An 18,946-nucleotide genomic window follows, 5' to 3' on the forward strand; every position below is an offset into this window, starting at 1 on the left:
TGATATAAAATCACTCATCAATTATCACCTATCAATTATTTTTAGAACGTAATCTTCACACCGCCCAAAAACTGTACTCCCAAAACTTTGTAGCCCAGATAATTCTGGTATTTGGCATTCAGAAGATTATTTCCGAGTGCGAAAATACTGAAATTTTTGTGAATTTTGTACTCTGCGGATAAGTTTAAATCTGCATAACCGCCAACTTTTTCGTTTTTGTTCTCAACTGTCGTATAATTTGGAACTGCAGCAATATTGCTTACCTCATAAGCATTTGAAGTTCTGTCCGTTACAAAATAAGCTTTGAAACCAAGATTCAGTTTCTTTTCCAGCATTGTATATTTTGCACCAAGATTAAATTGGAATAATGGCTTGTAATAGACTTCATCCAGATTGTCCAGCTTATATTTCATGAAGTGCAAACCAGCATCAACGGTCAGGTTTTCCATTGGGAAAGCCTGCAAATCGCCCTTCACTTCCATCAAAGTTCCGTTATCATAGATTGAACTGAAAGTATTCGCATAATCATAACCTTGTCTGTCTGCGCTAATATTCGTATCAAACAGATTATTATTGTAGAAAAACTGAGCGTTATTCACTTTGCTGAATCCTGCATTAACATCATATTTGAAAGTCTGGTCAACATCACCTTTCAAACCGAAATAGAAATGATATTTGGTTTCAGTTGGCGTTAAAACCAAATCAGAAATCAAAAATGGATTTTCGTCCAGAAGATTACCATAAGTATTCAGTTTCAAACCTCCATCAATTCCTCCATAGAATTTGAATTCATCCGCAGCAGCAACCAAAACTTCTGCTTTTGGAAACCAATAGAATTTGTTATTCTTTGATTCTTCGGTTACATTGCTGAAATTTTTAGAATTAAGAAAACTGAAGTCCGAACCAATCAATAGATAGGAATCACCTTTGTAGAAGGTCACTTTTGGCGACAATGTAAAATTGAACTGATTATTAGTGTTTTTATTCAGGATATCAAATTTAGAATTGACCGTTTCCAGATTGATTCCCAAATCGCCATTGGCAGTAATATCATCATAAACAGAAAAATCGTGCTTGGACAAATTAACATCAACATTCGCATAATTCTCGCTTGCTCCAAAATTGTCGCTCAGGAAATACGATTTCACACGTACGTTATTCAGAATATCATTGGAATAATGGTCGTAATAACCATTCACGCTGAATTTGTTTACTTTTTGTTCCAAATCAACATCATTATTTGGTGGCGTTAAAGCATAGATTCCATAGTAATTATAATTATTGAAAGTATAGTTCGCATCAATATTAAACTTACCTTTCTCTGTATAGATATTAGCATAACCGCCTATCTTCGCTTGATCTTGCTTTGAAGACCAATCGTACTCTTTTTTAAGTCCCGAAGTTGACAAATAATGAACATCCGCTCCTACTTCCACATTGTCCTGAACTTTTCCGGAAACATTAGCATCTGCCAGAAATTTCCCATAATTCCCATAACCTAATCTGAAATAATTAGATTGATAATCATTGGAGAATTTCGGAGATATATCTTCGCCTTGGATTTCGGTGGTTTTGAAATCGGAAACCGGTGGAACATTCACGATGTCATATTTCAGATTGAGGGAATCTTCTTTTTTCTTGTTATCCGGCGGATAGTTTTTTTCCTGAACAACAGATGTTTTCTTCTTCTCGATTTTCTTGACTTCCGGTTCTCGTTTTCTGTTAAGAATCAATTGCTCTTCTTTGATTTGAGCACTTAATTCCGAGATTCCGACTGTTCCCAAAAATGCCAAAACGGCAATATATTTTAGTCTGTTCATTTAAAAATTATTTAAAGATTAAAGGATTCAGAAATAAATTCAATCCTTCATCAAAATATTTATTTATTTTTTTCTTGATATGAAGCTAATAATGCTTTTCCAGCTTGTTTTGAAAAACTTTTTGGATAAAACAAATTAAACAGCCACAAACTTTGTATTACTTGTAAATTGAATTCGAACTTTTTATTTTCATCACCAATTTCCTGAAATCCATAATAATATTCATCTGGTAAAGATGATGGTAATAATCCAAAAGTTAGCATACTACCGGCCATTCCATTCCCACAAACTAATGATGTTTTCATAGAATCAAGTTTTATTTTTACTTGATAGCTATCATCCTCTACTAGTTCATAAATCTGTGATTTTTCTAAAATTTTATATTCTTTTTTTAATTCTTTATTTATTACAAAAGCTTTTACCTTATTTGTACTTGGTTTTGCTTCTTTATAAATTTTATGAGATATTCTATAAGAAGGTACACAACTCACAAATAAAAGCGTAATCAAAATCAGAAAAAATACTTTGTTCATTTAAAATCAGATTACTTCTTGATTTGCGATTTCACTTCCTTCGCCTCAGCCACAATCTCTGGGAAGTCACCATAATTATTAATGATTTCGTCAACCGTATAACTTGCTTGATAATTATCTTTCAGGGCCAGATAATTTTTCGCCATTACCACCAAAGCTTTTGCGCCCCAATATTCTTCCGAAGCATAATTGTTAGCCAATTTGAAAATAGTCTCGTTAGACGATTTGAAAGCTTTTCCTTTGTTTTGATAAAAAGCTTTTGCATAAAGTGCTTCTGCCGCAACTTCTGTGTTAGAAGATTTTTCCAAAGTTGTATAAGCAGTTTGTGCATCTTTATCTTTTCCTTGCTGCATCAGGCTTCTTGCCTTGATGACTTTCGCCTGTTCCAGAGTTGACGCCGAATTTTTCGAATTAGCAATCACAGCATTCGCATATTTTTCAGCTTCAGCAAAGTTCTTTTCGTCGGCATAGATTTTCATCAATTCAACTGAAGCGAAGTTTTTAATTGTAACGTTAGTAGAATTCGCATTTTGTTCGAGATATTTTTTTGCATCAGCCACTTTATCTTGAGCGAGATAAATCTGAGCCAATCTCACCTGCGCTTCCTGCTGATAATCGTTTTGGAAATCAGCTACGTTTTGCAAAGGCAATAAAGCTTTATCAGTTTGTTTCAATTGATAATAACTTTCTCCCAACTCGTATTGCGCTTTGAAGAGATTGTCACCACTTGGACTTTGGTCAAGATATTTTTCGTAGTAAGAAATAGCTTTCGTGTAATCTTTTTTCGAAAAGCTTTCTTGCGCCAGATTAAAATTGATTTCACTTATTTCTGTTCCGGAAACATTTACATTCAGGCCTTTTGCAAATTGCTCATAACCTGCAACATCACCATTTTTCACGAAAGCAGGTTTTGCAGCTGCAACAATTTTGTCTGCATAAGCAGTGTTTTTATATTGATTTGCTAACTGTCTGAATTCAGCAATGGCATTGTCATTCTGATTCAAATCAATTAAGTTCTGAGCTCTGTAAAGCTGAGAATTCGCTACCAGATCTTTATCAGGACTTGATTTGATGACTTTATCAAAGTAAGAATTGGAATTACTGAAATCATCATTTTGAGCATAAGCAGACGCAATCTCGTAACTCGCATCATCCACATATTCAGAATTTGGATATTTTGAGATCAAAGTTTTCAGTTCAGAAATCTTTGCAACCGTGTCGCCTTTGAAACCTAAAGCCAGTGCTTTCTGATACAAAGTATAATCGCTGGCATTTTCGGTTTTATTATAAATTTCCAAAGCTTCATTCAACTGATTGTTGGCGTAATAAGTATCTGCCAAACGCAGTTCCGCATCCGCTTTGAATTCCTGTTTCGGAAATCTCAGATATTCCTTGAAATATTCCTGAGCAGAAGCAAAATCCTTAGACTTGAAATAAGCATAACCTAAATCATAATCCAATTGTTCTCTTTCCGGAAACCCTTCGGCAGTTTCATTTTCTAATTCTTTATAAACAGCAATTGCAGATTTGTAGTCTGCTTTTTGATAATAAGTTTGGCCTAACCAATATTTGGCTTTCTTGTAATAATCTTTGTTTAGATTAAATTTAAGGCTTCTCAAAAAGTATGATTCAGCCTGGTCAAAATTTCCTTTGTTAAATTCCTCGGAACCTAAAAGATAAGAAACTTCCTGCTCTATTTTTTTTGTTTCGTCAGTTTTTGGATTTAGTTTTGAAAGTGCGTCCAAAGTCGCTTTATAATCACCGGAATATAAGTAAGATTTCACCAAAAGCGACCTCATTTCCTGAGTTTTAGAGTTCGGATATTTATCCAAATATCTCTGAATCACTTTTGAAGAATTCTCAAATGGATTTCCCAATTCATAACCCAATTTTGCATATTGTTCCAAAGCCAATTGCTGAACTTTGGCATCATAATTCATCTGAGACGCATTACGATAAGCCGAAAGCGCTTCTCGTTTTTGATTATTTTGCAAATAAGCATTTCCAAGCTGATAATAAGCATTTTGTGCCAACGGAGAATTGCTGTTGATCAATTGGTTGTAATAACCAACCGCTTCGGCATTTTTCCCTACTTGAGAAGAGACAAATCCCATCTCGTAAAGGTCGGTTTCTGATGGCGTCTGTTCTTTATCAAGGAATAATTTAAGATGTGGATAAGCCGACTGATAATCGCCTTTCATAAAGTAACTCTCTCCTACTATCTTGTGGATTTCTGTGTCGTAAGCTGTCGTTTTTCCGTTGTTCAGGATTTCGTTTCCTTCGGCAATTGCCAGATCATAATTCTTCTGATTGTAATACATCTGAACATAATAAGGTTTCACAAGATGTTCATATTCTTCGTTATTTTTGATCTGGTCGAAATAGATGAAAGCATTATCATTTTGTTTGTCAGCATAATAAAGATGTCCCAACATATAAGAAATCGCCGGTTTGCTGTTTTCATCTGCATTTTTGAAAGATTCTTCTAATGCTTCAATCGCTCCGGCAGAATCTCCGGTCATAAACTTGGCATAACCCAGCTTCATAATATGCTGCGTGTTTTCTTCTTTGCTCAGTTGATATTGATTCACTTTCTGCAAAGTTTCCAAAGCCTTTTCGAAATCCTTTTTCGTAAGATAATAATCCGCCAAAGGTCCGTTGGCCTGAGCAAAATAAGCAGACTTCGGATATTCTTTCATAAAAGCAGTAAGACCTTCTTCTGCATATTGCTGCTGCAGAATCACACCAATCACATTGCTGAAGAACAATGAAGCTTCCTTTCTGGATTGGCTTAAACTTTTGTTATAAAAATATTGGTTGGAATATTCGTATTGAGAAGCATTGTAAACTTTGGTGTTATAGAGATTCTCTGCCAAACCAAAATGATAGTCTTCCTTTTGAGTAAAATATCGGGATTGTTGCGCTTCAGAAATCCCATAAAGCGATAACATCGAAGCTATTATTATTTTTTTTGAATTCATTCTTTAAAATTGAATTTTCTTAAAACGTTAGAGTCTTCGAGAGCCTCAGACAGACAAAACTATTGTCAAATAATCGGTTTCAACAAAGTTTGTTCCTTTTTCAACGAAAATAGCGAAAAGATATTATTTGGAGAGCATTTTAAAAGACTTTATTATATGAGAAGCCTTAGCGGATATTGTTTTATTTATTAATAAAATGTTAAAAACATCAAAATTTTATTACATTTGTTACTTTCACAAAAATTATAAACTTAAATGGGTTCACTTTTCAGAAGAAAACACTACGCAGAGAATGCAGATTCCGGACAGCTTAATAGAGTTCTTGGAACCTGGGATATTGTATTTTTTGGGATCGCTGCTATTATTGGAGCAGGAAGTTTCAGCAGTTTAGGAGAAGCTATCTTCCGTGGCGGTCCGGGCGTTATTGTTTTATATCTGATCTGTGGATTTGCCTGTGCTTTCACTGCTCTTTGCTATGCCGAGTTTGCAAGCCGAATTCCAACCGCAGGAAGTGCCTATACTTATGCCTACGCCAGTTTTGGGGAATTAATCGCCTGGGTGATTGGCTGGGCTTTGATCATGGAATATTCTTTCGGAAATATCTATGTTGCATTTTCCTGGTCAGATTATTTTACCAGTTTTATGGACAGAATCGGAGTTCATATTCCGGATTATTTCACTTGTAGTTATACCGAAGCTAAAAAAGCTTTTCTCAATAATTCCAACAATGGAGAGCTCATCAATGCCTGGAAATCTGCACCGATCATTGGTGGATTGAAAATCATTGTTGATATCCCGGCATTGGTAATCAATGGATTGATCACTTGGCTTTGTTACCAGGGAATCAAAGAGAGTAAGAACTTTAATAACTTTTTTGTCATTCTAAAACTGTTCGTGATTCTTTTGGTAATTGCAGTCGGTGTTGGTTATGTAAACACGGGGAACTGGTTTCCAACGACTTCTACTCCAACTTCTGGCTCTTTTATGCCCAACGGATTTGCAGGTGTAATGTCAGCGGTTTCAGGCGTTTTCTTTGCTTACATCGGTTTTGATGCAATTTCTGTTCTGTCAGAAGAAACCAAAAACCCTCAAAAAGACCTTCCAAAAGGAATGTTGATCTCTCTTGGACTTTGTACGGTTATTTATATCATTCTGACTTTAGTTCTAACAGGATTAGTGGATTATAGAAAGTTTGACGGAATTGGAGACCCATTATCATTTGTATTTGATAAATCGAATCTCAACCTTCCTTGGATGGAATTTATAGTTGCTTTAATTGCAATTGTAGCAATTACAACGGTTCTTTTGGTATTCCAAATGGGACAACCAAGAATATGGATGGCAATGTCGAGAGACGGGCTTCTACCAAAGAAATTCCAGGAAGTTCACAGCAAAAACAAGGTGCCTTCTTTCGCAACGATTGTTACAGGCATTGTAGTCGGAATTCCTATTCTATTTACAGATAAAACCTTCGTTTTAGATTTCACAAGTATCGGGACTATTTTCGCTTTCGTTCTGGTTTGTGGTGGTGTTCTATTGTTACCTCCGAAAGAAAAGATAAAAGGAAGATTCCATTTACCTTACATCAATGGCAAAATATTTTTTCCATTGATCTTCATCGGTGGCCTGGTATTCTTCTATTTCTACCAACCAGAATTTTCCCATAATTTAACCAATATCAGTGACCCAACTGAAGGCGAGTTTCGATTGGCAATCATTATTTTTATCATTTTCAATCTGGCTTTGTGTGTATTGACTTTCATAAAAAACCTTTCATTGATCCCATTAATTGGATTAAGTTCTTGCCTTTATTTATTAACAGGAATGAGCCACGAAAATTGGTTCTGGTTTGGACTATGGTTTGCTATAGGTTTGATAATTTATTTCCTTTATGGATATAAAAACAGCAAACTAAATCAAATTAAAAATGGAATCTCCTAATAGAATCAAAACCTATAAAGAGTTTTATCAATTTTATCTTACAGAACACAGTAAACCGCTGACCAAGGTATTTCATTTTGTCGGGATACTTTTGGTTCTTGTAGTTATTTTTTATGTTATAGATTCGGGAAAAGAGCGTTTTCTATGGTATTGCCCTATTTTCGGATATGGATTTGCATGGTTCAGTCATGCTGTATTTGAAAAGAATACGCCTGCCACATTCAAATATCCGATTTGGTCATTAGCATCAGATTTCAGATTGTTTTTCGAATTATTAATAGGAAAACAAAAATTTTCAAAATAAATATTATTAAAGTAAATTTATTGTCTATTTCACAATGAAGAATTTCATCAAAACTAATATTTCGCAAGATTCTTTAGCTCTTTTACTAGTCAATGCTCCTGTAGCTCTGTCTATGTTAATTGGTGATGAATTTATCATTCAGGTTGCCAATCCTCAGATGCTTCAATTATGGGGAAAACCTGCAGAGGTCATCGGTTCAAAACTAACAGATGCTTTGCCGGAACTCGAGGGACAGCCATTTATGGAGATTCTTTCGAATGTCAAGAAAACAGGAGATCCATATAGAGGTTATAAGCAACTGGCTTACATTGTCAGGGATGGAAACACAGAAGAATGTTATTTCGATTTCATTTATACACCGATCTATAATGATGACGAGACTGAAATCATTGGAATAAGTATTGTGGCAACCGAAGTTACAGAGCAGGTTTTAGCAGAGAGAAAAGTTTCTGAAACCAAATATAAATTCGAAAATCTCATCAAAGAATCCGATTACCCTATTGCGATCTATAAAGGCAAAGATTTCATTATAGACCTTGCAAATGATAAAATGTTGAAAACCTGGGGTAAGGATGACTCCGTCATTGGAAAAAGAATAGAAGAAGGGATCCCGGAATTGGTAGGACAATCTTTCATCGGGCTTCTCAAAAATGTCTATGAATCGGGGAAAACATATTCTGCAAAAGAAGACCGTGCAGACCTTGTGGTCGATGGTAAATTACAAACATTTTATTATAATTTTTCTTATCAGCCCCTTAAAAATAACAAAGGAGAAGTTTATGCCATAGCCAACATTGCTGTAGATGTAACCGATGTAGTTCTGACAAAGAAAAGATTACAGGAAAACGAGGAAAGATATAAAAACCTTGCAGACAGTTTGCCGATCATTATCTGGACCGCTGACAAAAACGGAAACATCGATTATTATAATAAAAAGTGGTACGATTATACCGGATTTGAAGGCACCGATTCCAGAGAAGATGCGGCGAGCAAGCTCCTCCATCCAGACGACTACAAAAAGGCAATCAGCCTTTGGAAGACCAGTCAGAAAAACAAACAGGGCTACGAAATCGAATATCAGTTCCGAAACCGAACAAAGGAAAACTCCTACGAATGGTTTCTTGGTCGTGCGGTTCCTATAAAAGATGAGAACGGAGAAGTGATCCAATGGATCGGAACCTGTACAGAGATCAACGAATTTAAACAATTTCAGCAACAGAAAGACAACTTCCTCGGAATTGCAAGTCATGAACTGAAAACGCCATTGACAAGTCTTAAGCTGTATTCTCAGTTTCTGGAAAAGAATCTCCGAAAACAAGACGACGACAAAAACGCAGACGTAGCGATGAAAATGGATGAGCAAATCAATAAGCTCACAAGTCTTGTCAATGATCTGCTGGATGTCACAAAAATCCAGAACGGGAAAATTCTCCTTAATAGAAGTGAATTTGATTTTGATGAGCTTGTTCACGAAGTTGTCGAAGAACAACAGATGAGTACGCGTCATAGAATTTATGTAGATGCAGAATCGATTGGAACAATCACCGGCGACAGAAACAGGATCTCACAAGTAATGACCAATCTCATAAGCAACGCAATAAAATATTCTCCTGACTCGGACAAGATACAAATCACTACCAAATTAACAGAAGAAGGCTGTGCCCATTTCGCCGTAAAAGATTATGGGATCGGGATTCCTGAGGACAAAAAAGACAAGGTTTTCGAGCAATATTACAGAGTCAGCGGAAGCAAAGAATATACGTTTCCCGGACTTGGTCTGGGATTATATATCTCATCCGAAATCATAAAAAGAAGCGGTGGCAGGATTTTTGTAAATTCTGTAGAAGGAAAAGGGTCAGAGTTCTGTTTTGAGGTCCCTAAAACAAATTAACACTTAAAAGATGTCAAATTCAAAAAAAATATACGTTGTAGACGATAGCCCGGCCATTTTGGATTCAGTTAAAATGATGTTAAATATGGAAGGTTATGATGTTGATAATTACGAAAAAGGGTCAGAAATGTTCAACTCTCTTTCAATTTCTTCAAAACCGGATGTGATCCTGATGGATATGTGGCTGTCTGGTGAGGACGGTCGTGATATCTGCAAAATGATAAAAGCGCATCAGGATTTCAAAAATATCCCTGTCGTGATCATGTCTGCCAGCCGGGGTTTGGGTGACTCTGCCATAGAAAGCGGTGCGATAGATTTCATTCCGAAACCGTTTGATCTTGGAGAAATTGTAGAAAAAATAAGATACTATTCGAATAACTCTACTGAATAATCTTTCAGCGGGCTCAATCCACCTTTAGTTTATACTGAATGAAACCGAAAGGTTTTGACCTCCGGAAGATAAACTCCCTCGAACTGGACTTTGGTGCAACTTGTCAGTTTGAGCGGAGTCGAAGGTTAAAAATAAAGTTTGATTTACGCTAAAATAGTAATTCCTTTCTCAGCCAGGTCATAAATTGTATTTCTTGCACTGTCAGGTTTTACGTTCACAGCCTTTGTTCCGTTGAAATGAAGACAAGTGATGAATCCAGCGTCGAAGGCATCAATTGCTGTAAATTTCACACAATAATCCAATGCCAATCCAACAATCTCGACCAGCTGAATATCGTGGTATTTCAGGAAATCTTCCAATCCGGTTTTCATAAAATGATTGTTGTCCTGAAAACTGCTGTAACTGTCGATTTCCACATTTTTTCCTTTTTGGATGATGTGTGTGACTTTATCGCGATTCAGATCTTTATGAAACTCTGCCCCGAAAGTTCCCTGAACACAATGGTCTGGCCACATAAACTGAGGAACACCATTTAGAGAGATTGTTTCACCAACATTTTTTCCATTATTGGAAGCGAAACTTTTATGGTCGGCAGGATGCCAGTCTTGGGTTAAAACGATTTGGTCATATTCATTTTCTTCCATCAGAAGATTGATGTAAGGAATGATGTTGTTAGCTTCCGGAACGGCCAAAGCGCCACCTTCACAAAAATCATTTTGAACATCAACTATAATGAGTGCTTTTTTCATTGTCTAAGATTTGAGTTATAAAATACAAAATGTCATTCTGAAAGAACCTTACCAATGATGATTTTCTTCTCTCGGAATGACATATTGACATTAAAATCCAGGAATTAACCTAAATATGGATATTTGTAATCTTTTGGAGAGACAAAAGTTTCCTTGATACTTCTCACAGAAACCCAACGCAGAAGATTCATTTTAGAACCTGCTTTATCATTGGTTCCGGACGCTCTAGATCCTCCGAATGGCTGTTGCCCTACAACAGCCCCAGTTGGTTTATCATTGATATAGAAGTTTCCGGAAGCGTTTTCCAAAGCTTTGTAGGCTTCTTCAATAGCGTATCTGTCCTGTGCAAAAATAGAACCTGTCAAAGAATATTGAGTTGAAGTATCAACCAATTTCAAAGTCTCGTTCCAGTTTTCGTCCTCATAGATGTAAACAGTCAGGATTGGACCGAAGATTTCCTCAACGATGCTTTCATAATAAGGATTTATCGTTTCGATAACTGTCGGATGTACAAACCAGCCTTTTTTATCATCATATTTTCCACCGATAACAACTGTTGCATCCTCGGACTTTTCAGCTCTGTCGATATAACCTTTACATTTCTCGAAAGAATTTTTATCGATAACAGCATTCACGAAGTTTGAAGGGTCTTCAGGAGAACCTATTTTGATGGTTTTGATTTGAGCTTCCATCACCGCTTTCACTTCATTCCAAAGAGATTTAGGAATATAAGCTCTGGAAGCTGCAGAACATTTTTGTCCCTGATATTCAAAAGCACCTCTTACCAAACCTGTTGCAACAGCTTCAACATTGGCAGATGGATGAACCATTACGAAGTCTTTTCCGCCAGTTTCACCAACAATTCTTGGGTAAGATCTGTAGTTATGGATATTGTCACCAATCATTTTCCACATGCCTTGGAAAACCTTTGTAGAACCTGTGAAATGAAGACCTGCAAAATATTTGTGAGCCAACACTTTCTCAGCCGTTTCTTTTCCGTCTGTAAAGATCATATTGATAACACCATCCGGAAGTCCAGCTTCTTTCAGAACATCCATGATCACTTTTGCTGAATAGACCTGCTTATCAGAAGGTTTCCAAACCACAACATTTCCCATCATTGCCATACAAGCAGGCAGGTTTCCGGAGATTGCTGTAAAGTTGAAAGGTGTAACCGCAAAACAGAAACCTTCAAGCGGTCTGTATTCTACACGATTCCATATCCCTTTGTCAGAAACTGGTTGCTCTGCATACATTTCCGTCATAAATTCCACATTGAAACGTAAGAAATCTATGAGCTCACAGGCCGAATCAATCTCAGCCTGATGAACGTTCTTGGATTGCCCGATCATTGTCGCAGCATTGATAACATCCCTGTAAGGCCCGGCTAAAAGCTCAGCAGCTTTCAGGAAAATTGATGCTCTGTGTTCCCATCCAAGCGCATTCCATTTTGCTTTTGCAGCAAGAGCAGATTCTATAGCTTGGTCAACGTGTGACATATCGCCTTCGTAATAGAAACCAAAGTCGTGCTTATGGTCCTGTGGTGAGCTTAGTTTTATTTTTTTGTCTGTTTTTACTTCTTTTCCACCGATAATCATTGGGATCTCGGTTTTTTCTTTCCACATTTTCTTGTATGTGGCAATCAGGCTTTTTACCTCTTCAGAATTAGGAATGTAAGATTTTACAGGTTCATTGATAACAGCAGGAACCCTGGAAATCGCTTTAGACATAATTTTAATTTTTGATTTTTACAAATTTACAATAAGGATTTCAAAAGAACAATTGAATCCAATTGTTTTATTTTATTAAAATTATTTTTGAATTTAAACACCAACTAATCAATATTTTAAAGTTCATCGGATTGAAGATTTAGATTTTAATTGTAATTAATTATTTACAAAATTTGTTTTTATTTTTTACGAAATTTACATTCAGCTTCTTAACTTTGTAGGGTCAAATTTCTAAAGAATGATAAATTTTGTGTTGATTGCGGTTTGCATTGTTGCAGGAATGATCTTCAAATCCACCAAAACCATTCATCCCGATGCGCATAAAGGCATCAATACCTGGATCATCTATTTGGCATTACCAGCAGTTTCCTTCAAATATTTACCGAAAGTCCAATGGTCTGCGGAAATGCTCTTCCCAATTCTAAGCACAGTTTTAACGACTATCGGATGCTGGATCTTTATGCTCTTTTATAATAAGGCAAAGAATTATTCGGCGAGGTCTGTAAGTTCCATGAAGCTGGCAAGTGGTTTCAGTAATACTTCTTTCATAGGATTTCCGTTGATTTCTGCTTTTTATGGCGAACAATATCTGAGTATCGCCATTATCTGTGATCAAACGATGTTCTTTATGCTTTCTACAATGGGAATTGTAGCCGCTTTGAGGGGTGGAAGTAAATCGGGAAATGTAAGTCCGAAATTTGTATTGAAAAGACTTTTCACATTTCCACCATTCCTGGGGTGTATCAGCGCCTTGATTTTGTCGCAGTTTATCGATCTTCATTTTGCAGAACCAATGTTTGACAAACTGGCTTCGACAGTTGCTCCTTTGGCTTTGTTCTCCGTGGGGTTGCAGTTGAAATTCAATGGATGGAGAAAGCTGATTCCACAGATTTCTACATCGATGCTTTACAAATTGATATTGTCTCCAATCCTGATCTTGATCTGTGCTTTGATCTTCGGGATCAAAGGCGATGTCGCAAAGATCAGCATCTTCGAGGCAGCGATGCCAACGGTTTTAACAGCAAGTGTAATAGCGGAACAATTCCGGCTGAATACAAAACTGGTCAATCTCATTATTGGAATCAGTATTATTGCGGGGTTTGTGACTACCGGAATTTGGTTTGAGATCATTGAGTTCTTATTCTAAGTTTTTATTGCAAAGTTTTTTAAGAATGAAGTTGTTTTTTAAGAAAGTATAGAATAAACAACTTGATTTTAAAAGTGGATTCTTTAGCTTGAATTTAAAAACCATAAAAGTCTACAAAAGAAAATATACTACTGTATCTTTTGTGATTTCTGTGGTTCAATATTTTAGTTATTTACGGAAGTATAAAAAAGAAAACCGCACAGAAATGCATTATGCTGCCGCCTAAAACGAACAAATGCCAAATGGGATGGTAAAAAGGTTTCCTGTCTTTCGCATAGAAATAAATCCCGAAAGTGTAGCACAAGCCACCCAGAATGATGAAAGTTAATGCACCTGCAGAAAGGTTTTCTATCATCGGTTTGATAGCGATGATCGCAGTCCAGCCCATAATGGCGTAGAGCGACAAAGAGATCTTTTCATTGTATCTCAAAGGGGAGAATTTGAAAATAAAACCAATGATCGCTAATCCCCAGATCACGCCGAACATCGCCCAGCCCCAGACACCTTTCAGCCCGAGTAATGCAATAGGGGTATAAGTCCCGGCAATCAAGATGTAAATACTGAGATGGTCTATTCTCTGGCAGATCTTTTTCCATTTCAGTTTGTAAACAGCGTGATAGATAGTTGAAGCAGAATAAAGCGTGATCAAGCTCAATCCAAAAACCAGAGAACAGACAATGGCGATCGTACTGCCGCTAATGGCAGAATAAATGATCATCAGTATCAAAGCTACCACAGACAGTACCGCTCCAACACCGTGTGTGATAACATTGTAAAATTCTTCTTTTTTTCTATTCTTCTTCGGCATTTTTATAATTTCTATCAAAATTAGTTAATTCAAATTTTTAGATAATTGTCCAATTTCAGATTTAACATAATTTTATATTTAAAATAATATTTGGTTTGAAATTTATTGAAATATAATGAGCCGTTTTTGGTTGATATTCATTATAAAAATCCTTAGTTTTGATGAAAAATAAGAATGAAAAATTTTCTCATTGTTCCCTTATTGATATCTCAAATTATTTTCTCACAGTCTGCTGTGTCAGATAATCTGAACCAATCAGTGAAAGAAATGCTGTCAACTTCTAATGCTTTGTCAGCTAATCTTTCTTTCTATGTTTCTGACGAAAACGGAAACCTCGTTTACGAATATAATGGAAATAAAGGGCTTTCCACTGCCAGCACACAAAAGATTTTTACTTCTGTGGCGGCGTTGGAAACATTAGGGAAGAATTATCAGTTTAAAACGACAGCTTCATATTCCGGGAAAATATCTAATGGAACTTTGGATGGTGATTTTTACATCACTTCCAATGGCGACCCGACTTTGGGAAGCTGGCGATGGGAAAATTATAAGCCGGAAAACTTCAAACAACAATTATTAGAAGCTATCAAGAAATCTGGAATCAAAAAAATTTCAGGCAACCTGATTGTTGATGATTCATATTTCGATTTCCAAAGTACGCCTGGCGGTTGGCCTTGGAACGATTTGGGGAATTATTACGGAGCAGGAACTTTTGGCGTGAACTGGAGGGAGAATCAATTTGATATCAATATCAATGGCAACCAGTTCAAGAATTTTTCCTACGACTTAGAGAACGTCAATTGGATCAATGAGCTCAAAACCGGCGGAAGTTCTGACCAAAGTCTGATCTTCACTGCACCACATTCTCAAACCGCAATGATCAATGGCATGTTGCCTGCTGGAAAAGTGACCACCGTTTCCGGTGCTACACCAGATCCGCCAATGCAATTGGCCGTCGAAATCCAAAAACTTTTAGGAGAAAACGGAATTTCTATTTCAGGGAAAACAACAACTTATTATAATGAAAAGATAGCTGGGAAATCTATTTCAAAAGCACCCAGTCAGAATCAGATATTCGAATATAGATCGCCAACACTAGATAAAATCATTTATTGGTTTCTAAGGAAAAGCATCAATCTTTATGGCGAAACTCTGATCAAAACAATGGCAAAAGAGAAACGAAATAACCCAAGCTTTGAGACTGGTGTAGATTTTCTCAAAGATTTCTGGAAATCAAAAGGTATCAATCCTATGATGATAAACTTTGCGGATGGAAGCGGGCTTTCACCACAGAATTACGTTTCGGCAAAAGCTCAGGTGCAGGCTTTGTTGTATGCGAAGAAACAAAGTTGGTTCGATGCCTTCTATGAGGGTTTCCCAACTCAGAACGGAATCAAAATGAAAAGCGGAACTATCAAAGACAGTAAGTCTTTTGCAGGTTATCAGACTTCCAAAAGTGGTAAAAACTATGTTTTTTCCATCATTCTCAACAATTATCAGGGCGGAAGTATCAGCAATGCTTTGTTTAAGGTTTTGGATAATTTGAAATAAAATAGAATGCAGAAACACTTCGACTTCGCTCAGTGTGACATCTTATCTGTTTTGTCAGTCTGAGGTTCTCGAAGACATTCAAATAAAATATTAGAATTTTAACGCAAAGGCACAAAAGGCTAATATCTATAATGCTTTTCAAGGCACAAAGATTTTAGCTTCGTTAAAATTTTAAAATCGAAGATTTTATTTTTGCGACTTTTACTAAATTAATTTTAAATATTTTTGCGACTTTGCGATAAAACAAAATGAACAGAATCAATTCTTTTCCGCCAATTGTAGATGAAGAGTCTAAAATTCTGATTTTGGGTTCTGTACCCGGAGTGAAATCTCTGCAGATGCAGCAATATTATGCGCATCCACAAAACCAGTTCTGGAAACTGATGTTTCATCTTTTTGGTGAAGAATTTTCTCCGGATTATAATACGAGATTAGAATTATTGAAAACTAACAAAGTCGCACTTTGGGATGTTATCGAGAGTTGCGAAAGAAAAGGTAGCCTGGATACAGAGATCAAAGATGAAATTGATAATGACATCCTTGAATTAATCGAAAATCATCCCAACATCAAAACTATTTTTTGCAACGGACAAAAATCTTATAAAAACCTCTTGAAGATTCTAGGTAAGAATTTCAAAATCCCGATTATTGTTTTGCCTTCTACGAGTCCGCTTCATACGGTGAAGTTTGAGGAGAAACTGGAGAGTTGGAAAGTGATCAAGAGTTATTTGTAAATCAACCCTTCCAAATCTCCCAAGCTCTTTCAGCCTGTTGTTCAAGCATATAAAATCCGTTGAGCGTTGTTGCACCCTTTTCTGAAGATTTCCTGAGGAAAGCTGTTTCAGAAGGATTATAGATCAAATCGATGACGTAATGTCTATCGGTAATCGCATCAAAAGGAAATTGAACAGAATCATCCACATTCGGGAAAGTTCCAACCGGTGTTGTCTGGATGACCAATAATGAATCTTTTACCAATTCTTCCGAGAGATTGTCAAAATTGATCTCAGATTTTCTGGAAACCGTTTGATGTTCGATATTATGTTTATCAAGAATGTATCTTACCGCTTTTGCAGCGCCACCATCGCCCAAAATCAAGGCTTTTTTATGATGTTCTTTTTTATTGATGAGCAAAGTTTTTTCAAATCCGAAAGCATCTGTATTATAACCAATCTTTTTACCTTTTTGGAAACTCACACAATTTACCGCTCCGATCTGTAAGGCTTCGTCACTCAATTCATCTAGAAACGGAATAATAGCTTGTTTATAAGGAATCGTTACATTCATTCCGATTAGATTCGGGTTTTCTAGGAATGGCGTAACATTTTCAATTTCAGAGATGTCAAAGAAATTATATGAATGATTTTTTAGAAATAATTTTTTGAATTTTTCCTCAAAGTATTTTTTTGAAAATGAGTAAGAGATATTCTTCCCAAGCAATCCGAATTCCTGTTTTTCCATAATTCAAATTTATAAAATATCAACACAAGAATCATCATAATTTTTTGATTCCTGCATTAGTTGAATTATTTTTGAAACTGATTTCGATGGCGTAATTTTGGCTTTTGAAAAATCAAAATGTTTTAAAATGAAAAATGTTATTCTCAATAATGGAACAGAAATCCCAGAAATAGGTTTTGGAACCTGGCAAACAACAAAAGGTGTTCAGAAAACTGTAAAAGTTGCTTTGGATGCAGGATATACACATATTGATACGGCTGATATCTACGGAAACGAAGCAGAAATAGGAGAAGCGATCAAAGATTCCGGAATTGCAAGAAAGGATCTGTATCTCACAACCAAGATCTGGAATAGCAACAGAAGCACGCAGGGTGTTAAACAATCTGTCGAACAATCGCTTAAAAAACTGAAAACCGATTATTTGGACTTATTGTTAATTCATTGGCCGGCGAATGAAAAACAATTTGAAAACTGGAAAGAAATCAATGCGGAAACATGGAAAGCGATGGAAGAACTTTACAGATCCGGTGTTGTTAAAACAATTGGTGTGAGCAATTTTATGCTGCCACAGATCAAAGCTTTGCTGGAAACGGCTGAAGTGATCCCGGCTGTTAATCAGATAGAATTTCATCCGGGTTATGTTCAGCAGACAGTTGTTGATTATTGTAAAGAAAAAGGAATTGCGATAGAAGCTTGGAGTCCAATCGGTTCAGGAAGATTGTTGAAAGATGAAGACCTAAAAGATATTGCTGATAAATATGATGTTTCTCCAGCGATTCTTTGTATCCAGTTTTGTTTGCAGTCGGGTGTCATTGCTTTACCAAAATCAGAAAATCCTACTAATATTTATAACAATTTACATTTTGAAAGATTCAAAATATCGGAAAGTGATATGAAGGCTCTGAAAACTTTGGAGGAAACCGGCTTTTCCGGGTTGAATCCGGAAACAGTTGATTTCTAAATTCATATTAAAAAATAAAGATCCGCTTTAAAAATTCAAAGCGGATCTTTTATAAGTGATTTCAAATTTTTTAACATTATAAACTCACCTCTCCATTACGTCAAATTGAGTAGAGTGAAATATTTTCATCATACATACACTTATTGATTCCTAAACTTCCGTTTCATTTTGGTTTTATGTCTGGAATAATGCGTTTGTTCCGTATTATTATCGGTTGATATCACACTGATATTTCCGTCAACTTCCAGAATTGCCAGCTTCACATCAGACACTTTTTCGATGCCATGTTCGTGAACGGCCTCTTCCAATTCGTCTTCGGAGATCTGGACTTTTCTAAGGATTTCAGAATACACTACTCCATCTTTCACTAAAATATAAGGATGGTCTTCTATCAATTCTTTGATTTTCTGGTTTTTGAAAATAAATTTCTTCACGACAAAATTCGCGACAAATAAAACCAAAGCGGCTACAATTCCGCCTTGTAAACTGCTGTTGGAGCCTACCATCGCATTCTGAACTGCATTACTTATCAAAAGCAAAAGAATCACATCGCCAGCATTGAGCTGTGACAACTGATTCTTACCAAAAACACGCACAGCGATTACCATAAAAAAGTAAACTGCAAGCGAGCGAACAACGATATCAAGAATTGGATTCAAAATCTGAAAAAATTTATAA

At 36.2% G+C, this 18,946-nt stretch carries 16 protein-coding genes; 8 read left to right on the forward strand and 8 right to left on the reverse strand.

Translation table 11 applies throughout. The annotated features are described in order from the left end of the window. Nucleotides 1–41 precede the first annotated feature (41 nt). Genes BLT30_RS14635 through BLT30_RS14645 form a run of 3 tightly spaced genes read right to left on the reverse strand, consistent with a single transcriptional unit; the run spans nucleotide 42 to nucleotide 5,334 of the window. Nucleotides 42–1,820 carry a TonB-dependent receptor gene (locus BLT30_RS14635; protein ID WP_089874290.1) on the reverse strand — a complete coding sequence of 593 codons (1,779 nt, stop codon included), beginning with the start codon at nucleotides 1,818–1,820 and terminating at the stop codon, nucleotides 42–44. Between the two features lie 59 nt (nucleotides 1,821–1,879). Next, nucleotides 1,880–2,353: a hypothetical protein gene (locus BLT30_RS14640; protein ID WP_089874291.1), complete on the reverse strand. Its 474-nt coding sequence runs from the start codon at nucleotides 2,351–2,353 to the stop codon at nucleotides 1,880–1,882. An 11-nt stretch (nucleotides 2,354–2,364) separates the two neighbouring features. Further along, nucleotides 2,365–5,334 (reverse strand): tetratricopeptide repeat protein, encoded by a 2,970-nt coding sequence (locus BLT30_RS14645; protein WP_089874292.1) that lies wholly within the window; start codon nucleotides 5,332–5,334, stop codon nucleotides 2,365–2,367. Between the two features lie 255 nt (nucleotides 5,335–5,589). On the opposite strand from BLT30_RS14645, the gene BLT30_RS14650 reads away from it, so the two are divergent. From BLT30_RS14650 to BLT30_RS14665, 4 genes are read left to right on the forward strand one after another with little or no spacing between them, the layout of a single operon-like run. After that, entirely contained in the window at nucleotides 5,590–7,275 is a 1,686-nt protein-coding gene (locus tag BLT30_RS14650) for an APC family permease (RefSeq protein ID WP_089874293.1), read from the forward strand. Further along, a complete protein-coding gene (locus BLT30_RS14655) occupies nucleotides 7,262–7,579 on the forward strand; it encodes an Mpo1-like protein (protein WP_089874294.1) in 318 nt (105 codons plus the stop codon). Before BLT30_RS14650 ends, BLT30_RS14655 begins: the two co-directional genes overlap by 14 nt. Before the next feature lie 34 nt (nucleotides 7,580–7,613). After that, nucleotides 7,614–9,470, forward strand: a complete 1,857-nt coding sequence (locus BLT30_RS14660) for a PAS domain-containing sensor histidine kinase (protein WP_089874295.1) — start codon at nucleotides 7,614–7,616, stop codon at nucleotides 9,468–9,470. Between the two features lie 10 nt (nucleotides 9,471–9,480). After that, complete coding sequence (locus tag BLT30_RS14665) at nucleotides 9,481–9,861, forward strand: response regulator transcription factor (RefSeq protein WP_089874296.1); 381 nt, start codon at nucleotides 9,481–9,483, stop codon at nucleotides 9,859–9,861. A 143-nt stretch (nucleotides 9,862–10,004) separates the two neighbouring features. Here BLT30_RS14665 and pncA read toward each other — a convergent pair whose 3' ends face one another. Continuing rightward, nucleotides 10,005–10,610 carry a bifunctional nicotinamidase/pyrazinamidase gene (gene pncA / locus BLT30_RS14670; RefSeq protein WP_089874297.1) on the reverse strand — a complete coding sequence of 202 codons (606 nt, stop codon included), beginning with the start codon at nucleotides 10,608–10,610 and terminating at the stop codon, nucleotides 10,005–10,007. 104 nt (nucleotides 10,611–10,714) lie between these two features. Further along, the gene (pruA, locus tag BLT30_RS14675) at nucleotides 10,715–12,340 is read right to left on the reverse strand and encodes an L-glutamate gamma-semialdehyde dehydrogenase (protein ID WP_089874298.1); all 1,626 of its coding nucleotides are present in this window, start codon (nucleotides 12,338–12,340) and stop codon (nucleotides 10,715–10,717) included. Nucleotides 12,341–12,578: 238 nt separating this feature from the next. Here pruA and BLT30_RS14680 point away from each other — a divergent pair, with 238 nt between their 5' ends. Then, nucleotides 12,579–13,487, forward strand: coding sequence for an AEC family transporter (locus BLT30_RS14680; RefSeq protein ID WP_089874299.1), 909 nt, complete (start codon nucleotides 12,579–12,581; stop codon nucleotides 13,485–13,487). 172 nt (nucleotides 13,488–13,659) lie between these two features. On the opposite strand, the gene trhA is transcribed toward BLT30_RS14680, so the two are convergent. Then, nucleotides 13,660–14,295 carry a PAQR family membrane homeostasis protein TrhA gene (gene trhA, locus BLT30_RS14685; RefSeq protein WP_089874300.1) on the reverse strand — a complete coding sequence of 212 codons (636 nt, stop codon included), beginning with the start codon at nucleotides 14,293–14,295 and terminating at the stop codon, nucleotides 13,660–13,662. Nucleotides 14,296–14,469: 174 nt separating this feature from the next. Between trhA and dacB the strand changes: the two genes are divergently transcribed. Together dacB and BLT30_RS14695 are read left to right on the forward strand one after the other, a co-directional pair. Then, nucleotides 14,470–15,846, forward strand: coding sequence for a D-alanyl-D-alanine carboxypeptidase/D-alanyl-D-alanine endopeptidase (gene dacB, locus BLT30_RS14690; RefSeq protein WP_089874301.1), 1,377 nt, complete (start codon nucleotides 14,470–14,472; stop codon nucleotides 15,844–15,846). 248 nt (nucleotides 15,847–16,094) lie between these two features. After that, nucleotides 16,095–16,580, forward strand: a complete 486-nt coding sequence (locus BLT30_RS14695) for a DNA-deoxyinosine glycosylase (protein ID WP_089874302.1) — start codon at nucleotides 16,095–16,097, stop codon at nucleotides 16,578–16,580. A 1-nt stretch (nucleotide 16,581) separates the two neighbouring features. On the opposite strand, the gene BLT30_RS14700 is transcribed toward BLT30_RS14695, so the two are convergent. After that, nucleotides 16,582–17,307: a shikimate dehydrogenase family protein gene (locus tag BLT30_RS14700; RefSeq protein WP_089874303.1), complete on the reverse strand. Its 726-nt coding sequence runs from the start codon at nucleotides 17,305–17,307 to the stop codon at nucleotides 16,582–16,584. 127 nt (nucleotides 17,308–17,434) lie between these two features. Between BLT30_RS14700 and BLT30_RS14705 the strand changes: the two genes are divergently transcribed. After that, complete coding sequence (locus tag BLT30_RS14705) at nucleotides 17,435–18,268, forward strand: aldo/keto reductase (RefSeq protein ID WP_089874304.1); 834 nt, start codon at nucleotides 17,435–17,437, stop codon at nucleotides 18,266–18,268. 140 nt (nucleotides 18,269–18,408) lie between these two features. Here BLT30_RS14705 and BLT30_RS14710 read toward each other — a convergent pair whose 3' ends face one another. Next, nucleotides 18,409–18,927, reverse strand: a complete 519-nt coding sequence (locus BLT30_RS14710) for a DUF421 domain-containing protein (RefSeq protein ID WP_089874305.1) — start codon at nucleotides 18,925–18,927, stop codon at nucleotides 18,409–18,411. Between the last annotated feature and the right edge of the window lie 19 nt (nucleotides 18,928–18,946).

The organism is Epilithonimonas hungarica, from assembly GCF_900102265.1.
GTDB classification, from domain to species: domain Bacteria; phylum Bacteroidota; class Bacteroidia; order Flavobacteriales; family Weeksellaceae; genus Epilithonimonas; species Epilithonimonas hungarica.